The sequence below is a fragment of the Nocardioides exalbidus genome (genome assembly GCF_900105585.1).
In the GTDB taxonomy this organism is placed as follows: Bacteria; Actinomycetota; Actinomycetes; order Propionibacteriales; family Nocardioidaceae; genus Nocardioides; species Nocardioides exalbidus.
Genome location: NZ_FNRT01000002.1, coordinates 1,467,843 through 1,480,537, shown reverse-complemented (window position 1 = coordinate 1,480,537; position 12,695 = coordinate 1,467,843). Strand labels below are relative to the sequence as shown.

Below are 12,695 nucleotides of genomic sequence, written 5' to 3'. Positions count from 1 at the left end.
GCTAGGCTCACGCGTATGGACATCGGACTCATCGGCCTGGGCAAGATGGGCGGCAACATGCGCGAGCGCATGCGCCGTGCCGGACTCACGGTGGTCGGCTACGACCGCAACCCCGACGTCAGCGACGTCGACTCCCTGGCCGCGCTCGTCGAGGCGTTGCCCAGCCCGAAGGTCGTGTGGGTGATGGTGCCCGCCGGCGACCCCACCCGCGCCACGGTCAAGGAGCTCTCGACGCTCCTCGGCGAGGGCGACGTGATCGTCGACGGCGGCAACTCGCGCTGGACCGACGACATCGCCAACGCCGAGCTGCTCGCCCCACTGGGCATCGGCTACGTCGACTGCGGTGTCTCCGGCGGCGTCTGGGGCCTGGAGAACGGCTACGCGCTGATGTACGGCGGCGACTCGGCCGACATCGCCAAGGTCCAGCCCGCCTTCGACGCGCTCAAGCCCGAGGGCGAGTTCGGCTCCGTCCACGCCGGCAAGGTCGGCGCGGGCCACTTCTCCAAGATGGTCCACAACGGGATCGAGTACGCCATCATGCAGGCGTACGCCGAGGGCTGGGAGCTGCTCGACAAGGTCGACCTCACCGACAACGTGACCGAGGTCTTCCGCTCCTGGCGCGAGGGCACGGTCATCCGCTCGTGGCTGCTCGACCTCATGGTCAACGCCCTCGACGAGGACCCCGGGCTCGAGAAGATCGCCGGCTACGCCGAGGACTCCGGCGAGGGCCGGTGGACCGTCGAGGCCGGCATCGACAACGCGGTCGCCACCCCGGCCATCACCGCGGCGCTCTACGCCCGGTTCGTCTCGCGCCAGGACGACTCCCCGACGATGAAGGCGATCGCGGCGATGCGCAACCAGTTCGGCGGTCACGCCGTGCGCTCGGCCGCGCCCAAGGGCGGCGACGCGGAGGGCAGCACCGGCGCCGAGCAGTCCGAGGCGGCCAGGCAGGCCGGAGCCGGCGACGACAAGGCCCATGGCGAGAGCTAGGACGACTTGCACGTCGCGCACCTGACCCTCCACGACTTCCGCTCCTACAGCGACATCGACGTCGCCCTGGAGCCGGGGGCGACGGCCTTCATCGGCCGCAACGGCCAGGGCAAGACCAACCTCGTCGAGGCGATCGACTACCTCTCCCGGCTCTCCTCGCACCGCGTCGCGACCGACGCGCCACTGGTGCGTGCCGGTGCGGACCAGGCGATCGTCCGCGCCTCGGTGGTCAAGGAGGGGCGCCCGGCCCTGCTCGAGGTCGAGCTCAACCCCGGCCGGGCCAACCGCGCCCGGATCAACCGCTCGCCGCTCCCCCGCCCCCGCGAGATCATCGGCCTGGTGCGCACGGTCGTCTTCGCTCCCGACGACCTGACGCTCGTCAAGGGCGACCCGTCGGACCGGCGCAAGTTCCTCGACGACCTGCTGATGCTGCGCGCTCCCCGGCTCGCCGGCGTCCGCTCCGACTACGACCGGATCCTCAGGCAGCGCAACAGCCTGCTCAAGACCGCGGGCGTCGCGCGCGGCTCCTCGCGCGACGCCGCGATGTCGACGCTCGAGATCTGGGACGACAACCTCGCCCGCGTCGGGGCCGAGCTCCTCGGCGCCCGGCTGCGCCTGGTCGACGACCTCCGCCCCTACCTCGGCAAGGCCTACGAGGCCGTCGCCCGAGGCGCGACGCGTGACGACGCCGACCTCGACTACAGGGCGAGCGTGGAGGTCGGCGACGACCTGGAGAAGGCGCTGCTCGACGCGATCGCCTCGAAGCGCAAGGACGAGCTCGACCGCGGCATCTCGCTCGTCGGCCCCCACCGCGACGAGCTGCTGCTGACCCTCGGCAGCCCGGAGCTACGGTTGCCGGTCAAGGGCTACGCCTCGCACGGGGAGTCGTGGTCGTTCGCGCTCGCGCTCCGGCTGGCGTCGTACGACCTGCTCCGCGCCGACGGCGACGACCCGATCCTCGTGCTCGACGACGTCTTCGCCGAGCTCGACGCCGAGCGCCGGGCCCAGCTCGCCGAGCTGGTCGCGGGGGCGGAGCAGGTGCTCGTCACGGCCGCGGTCGCGGCCGACGTGCCGGCGTCGCTGCAGGGGGTGCGGTTCCTCGTCGCGGACGGCCAGGTCACCCGCGATGGGTGAGGAGGAGCCGGAGGCCGCGCCCACGCCCGAGGAGCAACCGGAGCACCAGCCCGACGGGCTCGACCTGGCTCGCGCCGCCGCGCGCGCCGCCGCCGCGAGCCCGGGCGCACCGCGCGCGCGGAGGAGGTCGCCGAGCCGCCGCCGCACGTTCACGAAGTCGTCCGGGGCCAGCCCCGACGACCGCGACCCGCAGCTGCTCGAGCAGGCGATGGGGCGGCTGATCGCGAGCCACGGGTGGGAGGTCGACCTGAAGGTGCAGGGCGTGTTCGGCCGGTGGGGCGAGCTCGTGGGGTCGGAGGTCGCCGACCACTGCACGCCCGAGTCGTTCGACGACGGCCGGCTCGCCGTGCGCACGGACTCCACCGCCTGGGCGACCCAGCTCAAGCTGCTCGCACCGACGATCGTGCGCCGCCTCAACGAGGAGCTCGGCCACGGCACCGTCACCCTCATCGACGTGCACGGCCCCCACCTGCCGACCTGGACCAAGGGCCGGTTGTCCAGCCGCGACGGCCGCGGCCCGCGCGACACCTACGGCTGAGACGGCGCCGACGCGAGAGCCGCGCTCTGCCGATCTGGCAGCCGCGCGGACCTGTGGGGGCCCATCGACCCCCCTGATCGAGCGGCTCACGGCGTCTCACGGGGCTTCTGAGGGCATATTTTCGTGCCGAACCATCCCCATCCCGGGGTGGGTCCTTCGGTTGAGGGCCGCTGACGGCTAGTATGAGGGGACGAGTCGCACGTCGTGTTGCTGGCGCAACCGCAGCGACTCGACTCATGTCCAGCGCAGCCGGAGAGACATCCGGGGCGATGAGAAGAAGGCAGTGCCGTGAGCGAAGAGAACGTCGAGACCCCCGCAGCTCGGACCCCCGATTCGCCGGCACCGGACCCCACTCCCGCCGAGGCCATCGCCGCGTCGGTCGAGGAAGCGGTCGAGGAGGCGGTCGCCGAGAAGCGGTCGTCGACCGCGGTCGACGAGGGCACCGAGTACGACGCCTCGGCGATCCAGGTGCTCGAGGGCCTCGAGGCGGTCCGCAAGCGTCCCGGCATGTACATCGGCTCGACCGGTGAGCGCGGCCTCCACCACCTGATCTGGGAGATCGTGGACAACGGCGTCGACGAGGCGCTGGCCGGCTACGCGACCCGGATCGTCCTCACGCTCCAGGCCGACGGCGGCGTGCGCGTCGAGGACAACGGCCGCGGCATCCCGACCGACACCGCCCCGGGCCAGGACATGCCCGCGCTCACGATGGCGCTCACGATGCTCCACGCCGGCGGCAAGTTCGGCGGCGGCGGCTACAAGGTCTCCGGTGGTCTCCACGGCGTGGGCGTCTCGGTCGTCAACGCGCTCTCCACACGCCTGGTCGCCGAGGTGAAGAACCGTGGCCACCTGTGGCGCCAGAGCTTCCAGCTCGGCACCCCCGACGCCGACCTCGAGCAGGTCCGCCCGCTCGAGGCCGACGAGGGGACCGGCACCACCGTCACCTGGTACGCCTCGGAGGACATCTTCGAGAGCACCACCTACCACCTCGAGACGATCACCTCCCGCCTGCGCGAGATGGCGTTCCTCAACAAGGGCGTCGAGTTCGTCGTGCGCGACGAGCGGGCCGACGCCGAGTCGCGGGTCGACGCGGTCGAGGACGACACGATCGACAACGAGGTCGACAACGCCGGCCACGACGCCCCCAAGCGCGCCGAGACCGGCGGGCTCGAGCAGGTCTTCAAGTACGACCGGGGCCTCGTCGACTACGTCGAGCACCTCAACCGCCGCAAGACCGTCGCCAACGCCACCGTCATCTCCTTCGAGGCCGAGACGGCCGAGGGTGCCTCGGGCCAGCACATGAGCCTCGAGGTCGCGATGCAGTGGAACACCTCCTACACCGAGTCGGTCCACACCTTCGCCAACAACATCAACACCCACGAGGGCGGCACCCACGAGGAGGGCTTCCGCGCCTCCCTCACCTCGCTCGTCAACAACTGGGGCGAGGAGTGGGGCCTGATCAAGAAGAAGGAGGACCGGGTCTCCGGAGACGACATCCGTGAGGGCCTGACCGCCATCATCTCGATCAAGCTCGGCGAGCCGCAGTTCGAGGGCCAGACCAAGACCAAGCTCGGCAACACCGAGGCCAAGGGCTTCACCCAGCGGATCATGAACGACCAGCTCGGCGCCTGGTTCGAGGAGAACCCGGCCGAGGGCAAGGACATCGTCCGCAAGTCGCAGGCCGCGGCCAACGCGCGCATCGCCGCCCGCAAGGCGCGCGAGCTCGCCCGCAACCGCAAGGGCCTACTCGGCGGCGGCGGCCTCCCGGGCAAGCTGAGCGACTGCCAGTCGACCAACCCGGCCGAGTGCGAGGTCTTCATCGTCGAGGGCGACTCCGCCGGCGGTTCGGCGCGCCAGGGCCGCGACCCGCGCATCCAGGCGATCCTCCCGATCCGCGGCAAGATCCTCAACGTCGAGAAGGCGCGCATCGACAAGGTGCTCGCCAACACCGAGGTCCAGGCGATCATCTCCGCCCTCGGCACCGGCATCCACGAGGAGTTCAACCTCGAGAAGCTGCGCTACCACAAGGTCGTGATGATGGCCGACGCCGACGTCGACGGCCACCACATCAACACCCTGCTGCTGACGCTGCTGTTCCGCTTCATGAAGCCGCTGATCGAGCACGGCTACGTCTACATGGCGCAGCCCCCGCTCTACCGCCTGCGCTGGAACAAGCCGGCCGAGCACGAGTTCGTCTACTCCGACGCCGAGCGCGACGCCCTCATGAAGGACGGCCTCGCCAGCGGCAGGAAGCTGCCCAAGGAGAACCCGGTCCAGCGCTACAAGGGTCTCGGCGAGATGAACGCCGACGAGCTGTGGGAGACCACGATGGACCCCGACGCCCGCCTCATGAAGCAGGTGACGCTCGAGGACGCCGCCCAGGCCGACGAGATCTTCTCGATCCTCATGGGCGAGGACGTCGAGCAGCGCCGCTCGTTCATCCAGCGCAACGCCAAGGACGTCCGTTTCCTCGATATCTAGGCCGCTAGTCGCATCTACGACCAGACCTAGACATCGATAGAACGCAGGAGAGAGACAGATGACTGAGACCCCCACGGGCACCGGCGACGGGGCAGGCGGCTTCGGCTTCGGCGACGACCGCATCCAGCCGATCGAGCTGCAGACGCTGATGCAGCAGTCCTACATCGACTACGCGATGACCGTCATCGTCGGGCGGGCGTTGCCCGACGTACGCGACGGGCTGAAGCCAGTGCACCGCCGCATCCTCTACGCGATGTACGACGGTGGCTACCGCCCCGACCGCGGCTTCTCGAAGTGCTCGCGCGTCGTGGGTGACGTGATGGGTCAGTACCACCCGCACGGCGACTCGGCGATCTACGACACCATGGTCCGCCTCGCGCAGCCGTGGGTGCTGCGCTACCCGCTGATCAACGGCCAGGGCAACTTCGGCTCGCCGGGCAACGACTCGGCCGCCGCCATGCGGTACACCGAGTGCCGGATGGCGCCGCTGGCCATGGAGATGGTCCGCGACATCGACGAGGACACCGTCGACTTCCAGCCCAACTACGACGGTCGCTCGCAGGAGCCGACCATCCTGCCGAGCCGGTTCCCCAACCTGCTGGTCAACGGCTCCGCCGGCATCGCGGTCGGCATGGCGACCAACATCCCGCCGCACAACCTCATCGAGGTGGCCGAGGGGGCGAAGTGGGCGCTCGAGCACCCCGACGCGACCAAGGAGGAGCTCCAGGACGCGCTCGTCGAGCGGATCAAGGGTCCCGACTTCCCCAACGGCGCGCTCATCGTCGGTCGCCAGGGGATCGAGCAGGCCTACCGCACCGGCCGCGGCTCGATCACCCAGCGCGCGGTCGTCGAGATCGACGAGGACGCCAAGGGCCGGGTGATGCTCGTGATCAGCGAGCTCCCCTACATGGTGAACCCCGACAACCTCGCGCTGAAGATCGCCGAGCTCGCCGACTCCGGCCGGATCCAGGGCATCTCCGACGTGCGCGACGACACCAGCTCGCGCACCGGCCAGCGACTCGTCATCATCCTGCGGCGCGACGCGGTCGCCCGCGTGGTGCTCAACAACCTCTTCAAGCACACCGAGCTGCAGTCGAACTTCTCGGCCAACATGCTCGCGCTCGTCGACGGCGTGCCGCGCACGCTGTCGATCGACCAGTTCATCTCCAACTGGGTCACCCACCAGATCGAGGTCATCCAGCGGCGTACGCGCTTCCGCCTCGCCGAGGCCGAGCGCCAGGCGCACATCTACCGCGGTCTCGCCAAGGCGCTCGACGCGCTCGACGAGGTCATCGCGCTGATCCGCCGCAGCCCCGACGTCGAGGAGGCCCGCCAGGGCCTGATCGACCTGCTCGAGATCGACGAGATCCAGGCCAACGCCATCCTCGAGATGCAGCTGCGCCGCCTCGCCGCGCTCGAGCGCCAGAAGATCATGGACCGCCTCGCCGAGCTCGAGCGCGTGATCGCCGACCTCGAGGACATCCTCGCCAACGAGGCCCGCCAGCGGCAGATCGTCTCCGACGAGCTCACCGAGATCGTCGAGAAGTACGGCAACGAGCGTCGTACCCAGATCATCGCAGCCGACGGGGACCTCTCGATGGAGGACCTCATCCCCGACGAGGAGCTGGTCGTCTCCATCACGCGGGGCGGCTACGCCAAGCGCACCCGCGCCGACCAGTACCGGCTCCAGAAGCGCGGCGGCAAGGGCGTGCGCGGTGCGACGCTGCGCGGCGACGACGTCGTCCAGCACTTCATCGCCACGACCAACCACCACTGGCTGCTGTTCTTCACCACGGCCGGGCGGGTCTACCGCACGAAGGCCTACAACCTCCCCGAGGCAGCGCGCGACGCGAAGGGCGGCCACGTCGCCGGCCTGCTGAGCTTCCAGCCCGACGAGGAGATCGCCCAGGTGCTGGCGATCCGCGACTACGAGCAGGCTCCCTACCTCGTGCTCGCCACCCGCACCGGCCTGGTCAAGAAGACCAAGCTCGGTGACTACAACAGCCCGCGCCAGGCCGGCGTCATCGCGATCAACTTCCGCGAGGAGGACGACGAGCTGATCGGCGCCGAGCTGGTCAACGCCGACGACGACATCCTGCTGGTCTCGCGCAAGGGCCAGGCGATCCGCTTCCAGGCCAGTGACGACCAGCTGCGTCCGATGGGTCGCGCGACCGGCGGTGTGCGCGGCATGAAGTTCAAGCACGACGACGACAGCGTGCTGTCGCTGTCCGTCATCCGCGCCGCCCAGGTCGCGGCCGAGGAGGCCGCGGAGGCGCGTCTCGTCGAGGGCGGCGAGGCTCCCGAGGACATCGAGCCCGGTGCGCTGCCCGACGTGAAGGAGCAGTACGTCTTCACGATCACCGACGGCGGCTACGCCAAGCGCTCGCGGATCACCGACTACCGGATCACCAACCGCGGTGGCGTCGGCATCCGCGCGGTCAAGCTCAGCAACGAGGACCGCGGGGGCCTGGTCGGCGCGTTCATCGTGGAGGAGGGCGACGAGGTCCTCTCGATCACCAGCGGTGGCCAGGTCGTGCGCAGCCCCATCGACGCGAACTTCCGCGCGACCGGTCGCGACAGCCAGGGCGTGAAGTTCGTGACGCCCAAGAAGGGCGACACCGTCGCGGTCGTGGCCCGCTCGGTCGAGGCGCGCGAGGACGAGGAGGAGCTCGTCGAGGGTGCCGAGGGCGAGGCCGTCGAGACCGTGGTGGCGACCGGTGACGAATCGCCGGTTGTGGGCGACGGTGCAACAATCGATCCTCAGACCGCCGAGCCCGCCCCCGACGACAACACTGAGGAGTGAGTGATCCGTGTCCGAACGCACCACGACTCCACGTCGTACGTCCGCCAGTCCCGGTGAGGGTGGGGAGCCCCCGCGCAAGTCGCTGACCGAGCGGCTGCAGAGCACGCTGTCCAACGCCGCCGAGGAGCACCGCGCCAACGCCTCGACCTCGGAGACGAAGGTCAGGCGGCCAGGTCGCCAGCCGGGCCGTCAGCCCCGTCGCGCGCGGCTGCGGCTCACCCGGATCGATCCCTGGTCGGTCATGAAGACCTCGTTCCTGCTGTCGGTCGCCTTCGGCGTCGTCACGTTCGTCGCCATCTTCATGGTGTGGTCGGTCCTCGGCGCCGCCGGAGTGTGGGACTCGATCAACTCCGCCGTGGCGAGCATCGTCGAGGGCGACAGCGGCAACTCGACCTTCGACGTCACCGACTACGTCGGCATGTCGCGGGTCCTCGGGTTCACCCTCCTGGTGTCCGTGGTCGACGTGATCCTGCTGACCGCGCTGGCCACCCTGACGGCGTTCCTCTACAACCTCGCCGCCGCCCTGCTCGGCGGCATCGAGGTCACCCTCGCCGAGGACGAGAAGTGAGCTGACCCCCTCGATTGGCACCCGCCGATCGTGGTCAGGTAATCTTCGGCGTCGCTGCTGGTGCAGCGTTGCGGGCCTATAGCTCAGACGGTTAGAGCGCTTCCCTGATAAGGAAGAGGTCGGAGGTTCAAGTCCTCCTAGGCCCACTCCATCCCCTTCTTCTCTCGAGGAGAGCTCCATGAAGAAGCTCCTGCTGGTCGTCCTGGCCGCCGGCGCCGCACTCTTCGCGAAGAGGAAGATGGACGAGGGGAAGCACGAGCAGGCCCTCTGGGCCGAGGCCACCGACACCGTCGAGAAGGCCTGACGCTCCTCCCACACGGGGCCTTGGCGCAATTGGTAGCGCACCTGCTTTGCAAGCAGGGGGTTAGGGGTTCGAGTCCCCTAGGCTCCACCACTCCCCGGCGACGGCGCGGCCGTGTGACCTCCCGCCCATCCCTCGGAATCGGTCACGCCGCCCGTGACGGTGGTCCCACACTGATCCCATGCTGGGCATCACCGACCTCCCGACCTACCTCGTCGGCCTGATCCTGATCGTCCTGCTGCCGGGCCCGAACTCGCTCTACGTCCTCTCCGTCGCCGCGCGGCGGGGGTGCGCACCGGGTACGCCGCCGCAGCGGGCGTGTGGACGGGCGACGCCGTGCTGATGACGCTCTCCGCCGCGGGCGTGGCGTCGCTGCTGCAGGCCAACCCGACGGCGTTCGGCGTGGTGAAGTGGGTGGGGGCGTCGTACCTCCTCTGGCTCGCGATCGGCATGATGCGCGCCGCCTTCGGCATGTGGCGCTCGCGCCGCAGCGTCGCCGAGCAGATCGCCGACGCTGCCATCGAGGCCGGGGTCGACGCGAAGGTGAAGGGCGAGCGGCCCTACCGACGGGCGCTGGTGATCAGCCTGCTCAACCCGAAGGCGATCCTGTTCTTCGTCGCCTTCTTCGTGCAGTTCGTCGACCCGGCCTACGCCCACCCGGCGATCTCGTTCCTGGTGCTCGGCAGCCTCGCGACCGTCGCGAGCGCGGCGTACCTCAGCATGCTGATCTTCGCCGGCACCCGGCTGGCCGCCGCCTTCCGTCGCCGCAAGCGGCTCTCGGCCGGTGCGACGTCGGCGGTCGGTGCGGTGTTCCTCGGCTTCGCGGTCAAGCTGGCGCTCGCGTCCGCCTGATCCTCACCCGCGGAACAGCAGCCGCTCGATCGGTCCGCTGAGGACGAGCACCAGCAGCGCGAGGTAGCCGATGCCCGGCACGACCAGGGCGATGACCAGCGCGATCGTGAGCAGGGCGGCGAAGGTCAGCAGGCCGTAGGTGCCTGAGCTGTCCGGCGGGTTGTCGGCCACCCACAGCGCGGGGTTGCGACGCAGCACGACGTGGAGGGCGACGCTGACCAGGGCGTTGGCCAGCATGCTGCCGATGTAGAGCGCGAGCTGCGGCCGATCGGTCTCCAGGGATCCCGCGAGGGCCGTCGGCACGGGCAGCCAGACGATCGTGAACATCCAGAGGATGTTGAGCAGCATGAGCGGCTCGGAGTAGGCCGCCACGTGCTCGAACAGGCGGTGGTGGGCGCGCCAGAAGGTCGCGATGATCGCGAAGCTCAGCACGAACGCGAACAGCTGGTCGGAGTGCTCCTCGAGGTACTCCGCGGTCGAGAGCCCCTCCGACGCGGTCTCCGAGACGGCCTCCATCAGCGGCAGGATGAGCAGCGTCATCGCGATCGCGACGACGGCGTCGGTGAAGAACGTGAGCCGCTCCGCCGAGCGGTGCTCCACCTCGTCGACTGCCATGGGCTCACGATATGGCCGGACCTGTCGGATCGGCACTGCCGCGTTCGTAGGAGTGGTGAGAGGCTGCCCGACAAGGGGCGCCCACGACCACAGGAGCAGACATGCACTACCTCCTCACCGTCATCGGAGACACCGACAACCCGACCGACGACTCGGCGCCCGGCGCCGTCGACGCCTTCAACGACCGGCTCAAGGACGAGGGGCGCTGGGTGTTCGCCGGCGGCCTCACCGGTCCGGAGGACGCGACCGTCACCGACAACCGCAGCGGCACCGCGATCCTCACCGACGGGCCGTTCGTGGAGTCGAAGGAGTTCCTCGCCGGCTTCTGGGTGGTCACCGCCGACGACCTCGACCAGGCGCTCGCCCTCTCGGTCGACGCCTCGCAGGCGTGCCACCGCAAGATCGAGGTGCGCCCGTTCGACGGTGTGGCCTGAGCACCGATGACCGACGTCGACGCCGCGATCGCCCAGGTCCACCGTGACGAGTGGGCCCGGCTCGTGGCCGTCCTGGCCCGGCGCTTTGGCGACCTCGACGTCGCCGAGGACGCCGCCGGCGAGGCCTTCGCCGTCGCGCTCGAGAAGTGGCGCACGGACGGCCTCCCACCCAACCCCGGAGCCTGGCTGACCACGACCGCCGGCAACAAGGCGCTCGACCGGGTCCGCCGCGAGGGCAAGCGCGACGACAAGCAGAAGCAGGCCCACATGCTCACCGACCGCCCCGCCGAGCCGCTCGGCGTGATCGACGACGACCGCCTCCGGCTCCTCTTCACCTGCGCCCACCCGGCGCTCGCCATGGAGGCGCGGGTCGCGCTCACCCTGCGCATGGTGGGCGGGCTCACCGTCCCCGAGATCGCGCGCGCCTTCCTCGTCCAGGAGACGACGATGGGCCAGCGGATCACCCGCGCCAAGGCCAAGATCGCGAACGCACGCATCCCCTACCGCGTGCCCGAGGCCGCCGACCTCCCGTCGCGCGTCGCCGGCGTGCTGGCGGTGCTCTACCTCGTCTTCAACGAGGGCTACCTCGCCAGCAGCGCCGAGTCCGACCCCGTCCGCGCCGACCTCACCGGCGAGGCGATCCGGCTGACCCGCCTCGTCCGCACCCTGATGCCGTACGACGGCGAGGTGGCCGGGCTGCTCGCCCTGATGCTCCTGACCGAGGCCCGCCGCGGCGCCCGCGTCTCGGCGTCGGGGGAGCTGGTCACCCTGGACCAGCAGGACCGGGGCGCGTGGGACCGCGCGCTGGTCGCCGAGGGCCACGCCCTCGTCCGCGAGCGGCTGGCCTCGGGCCAGGCGCCCGGTCGCTACCAGGTGCTCGCCGCGATCAGCGCCGTGCACACCGACGCCGCGGACGTGCGCGACACCGACTGGTCGCAGGTCGTCGCGCTCTACGACCAGCTCGTCCGGCTCGACCCCAACCCGGTCGTGGCGCTCAATCGCGCGATCGCCGTGGCCGAGCTCGACGGACCGCAGGTCGCGCTCGCCCTGGTCGACGCGCTCACCGCTTCACTCGACGACTACCACGCCTTCCACGCCACGCGCGCAGACCTGCTGCGGCGGCTCGGCCGGTCCGCCGACGCCCGGGCGGCCTACGACCGGGCGATCGGGCTGGCCGGCAACAGCGCGGAGTCGTCGTACCTCACCCGGCGCCGGGACGAGCTCGGGACGTCAGGAGCATCGACGTAGCCTGCTGGGGTGTCCACCCGCCTCACCGTCACCTCCACCGAGCCCGTCACGCCCAGCCTGCGGCGGGTCTGGTTCCGCTCCGACGACCTGTCCGCCTTCGCCGCGAGCGAGGACACCGACCGCTACGTGAAGCTGGTGTTCCCCGACGGCGTGCGCACCTACACCGCGCTCTTCCCCGACGTCGCCGCCGGCACCGTGGCCATCGACTTCGTGGTCCACGGCGACGAGGGCGTCGCCGGCCCGTGGGCGCAGCGCGCCCAGCCCGGTGACGAGCTCGAGGTCAACGGCCCGGGCGGCGGCTACCGGCCCGACCCGAGTGCCGACGTGCACCTCCTCGCGGGCGACGACTCCGCGGTCCCGGCGATCTCCGCGGCCCTCGCCGCACTGGCCGACGACGCCGTCGGCCAGGCGTTCGTCCTCGTCGACGACGCGGCGCACGAGCCGACCCTCGCGGCCCCCGCGGGCGTGACGGTCACCTTCCTCCACCGCGAGGCCGGGCAGACGCTCGGCGACGCGGTCCGCGCGTGGCCGTGGCCGGAGGGCCGGGTCCAGGCGTTCGTCCACGGCGAGGCGCAGGAGGTCATGCACGGCGTGCGCCCCTACCTGCTCCGGGAGCGCGGCCTGCCCCGCGCCGACGCCTCGATCTCCGGCTACTGGCGCGCCGGCCGCACCGAGGAGTCGTTCCGGGTGTGGAAGCGCGAGCTCGCCGAGGCCGAGTCGGCCGGTTGAGC

At 70.7% G+C, this 12,695-nt stretch carries 13 protein-coding genes and 2 tRNA genes; 14 read left to right on the top strand and 1 reads right to left on the bottom strand.

What is annotated here, in order from left to right:
• The first annotated feature begins 15 nt into the window (after positions 1-15).
• The 11 genes from gnd to leuE all read left to right on the top strand — a co-directional run bounded on the left by gnd (position 16) and on the right by leuE (position 9,667).
• The gene (gnd, locus tag BLV76_RS07440; RefSeq protein ID WP_090968556.1) at positions 16-990 is read left to right on the top strand and encodes a phosphogluconate dehydrogenase (NAD(+)-dependent, decarboxylating); all 975 of its coding nucleotides are present in this window, start codon (positions 16-18) and stop codon (positions 988-990) included.
• A gap of 6 nt (positions 991-996) precedes the next feature.
• Positions 997-2,124: a DNA replication/repair protein RecF gene (gene recF / locus BLV76_RS07435; RefSeq protein ID WP_090968555.1), complete on the top strand. Its 1,128-nt coding sequence runs from the start codon at positions 997-999 to the stop codon at positions 2,122-2,124.
• Positions 2,117-2,662, top strand: a complete 546-nt coding sequence (locus BLV76_RS07430) for a DciA family protein (RefSeq protein ID WP_090968554.1) — start codon at positions 2,117-2,119, stop codon at positions 2,660-2,662. The genes recF and BLV76_RS07430 overlap by 8 nt, the downstream gene beginning before the upstream one ends.
• Before the next feature lie 288 nt (positions 2,663-2,950).
• On the top strand, positions 2,951-5,143 hold the full coding sequence (gene gyrB / locus BLV76_RS07425) for a DNA topoisomerase (ATP-hydrolyzing) subunit B (RefSeq protein WP_425433730.1): 2,193 nt from the start codon (positions 2,951-2,953) through the stop codon (positions 5,141-5,143).
• 148 nt (positions 5,144-5,291) lie between these two features.
• Positions 5,292-7,946 (top strand): DNA gyrase subunit A, encoded by a 2,655-nt coding sequence (gene gyrA, locus BLV76_RS07420; protein ID WP_245734879.1) that lies wholly within the window; start codon positions 5,292-5,294, stop codon positions 7,944-7,946.
• A gap of 7 nt (positions 7,947-7,953) precedes the next feature.
• Entirely contained in the window at positions 7,954-8,514 is a 561-nt protein-coding gene (locus BLV76_RS07415) for a DUF3566 domain-containing protein (protein ID WP_090968552.1), read from the top strand.
• Positions 8,515-8,586: 72 nt separating this feature from the next.
• A tRNA-Ile gene (locus BLV76_RS07410) sits at positions 8,587-8,660 on the top strand.
• A 32-nt stretch (positions 8,661-8,692) separates the two neighbouring features.
• A complete protein-coding gene (locus tag BLV76_RS22805) occupies positions 8,693-8,818 on the top strand; it encodes a DLW-39 family protein (RefSeq protein WP_217630287.1) in 126 nt (41 codons plus the stop codon).
• A 14-nt stretch (positions 8,819-8,832) separates the two neighbouring features.
• A tRNA-Ala gene (locus BLV76_RS07405) sits at positions 8,833-8,908 on the top strand.
• A gap of 88 nt (positions 8,909-8,996) precedes the next feature.
• A complete protein-coding gene (locus tag BLV76_RS22800) occupies positions 8,997-9,158 on the top strand; it encodes a LysE family translocator (RefSeq protein WP_217630286.1) in 162 nt (53 codons plus the stop codon).
• Entirely contained in the window at positions 9,104-9,667 is a 564-nt protein-coding gene (leuE, locus tag BLV76_RS07400) for a leucine efflux protein LeuE (RefSeq protein WP_217630285.1), read from the top strand. The genes BLV76_RS22800 and leuE overlap by 55 nt, the downstream gene beginning before the upstream one ends.
• A 3-nt stretch (positions 9,668-9,670) precedes the next feature.
• On the opposite strand, the gene BLV76_RS07395 is transcribed toward leuE, so the two are convergent.
• On the bottom strand, positions 9,671-10,282 hold the full coding sequence (locus BLV76_RS07395) for a TMEM175 family protein (RefSeq protein ID WP_090968551.1): 612 nt from the start codon (positions 10,280-10,282) through the stop codon (positions 9,671-9,673).
• Positions 10,283-10,383: 101 nt separating this feature from the next.
• Here BLV76_RS07395 and BLV76_RS07390 point away from each other — a divergent pair, with 101 nt between their 5' ends.
• From BLV76_RS07390 to BLV76_RS07380, 3 genes are read left to right on the top strand one after another with little or no spacing between them, the layout of a single operon-like run.
• On the top strand, positions 10,384-10,716 hold the full coding sequence (locus tag BLV76_RS07390; RefSeq protein ID WP_090968550.1) for a YciI family protein: 333 nt from the start codon (positions 10,384-10,386) through the stop codon (positions 10,714-10,716).
• Between the two features lie 6 nt (positions 10,717-10,722).
• Entirely contained in the window at positions 10,723-11,964 is a 1,242-nt protein-coding gene (locus BLV76_RS07385) for an RNA polymerase sigma factor (RefSeq protein WP_090968549.1), read from the top strand.
• 9 nt (positions 11,965-11,973) lie between these two features.
• Positions 11,974-12,693 carry a siderophore-interacting protein gene (locus BLV76_RS07380; RefSeq protein WP_090968548.1) on the top strand — a complete coding sequence of 240 codons (720 nt, stop codon included), beginning with the start codon at positions 11,974-11,976 and terminating at the stop codon, positions 12,691-12,693.
• Positions 12,694-12,695: the final 2 nt, after the last annotated feature.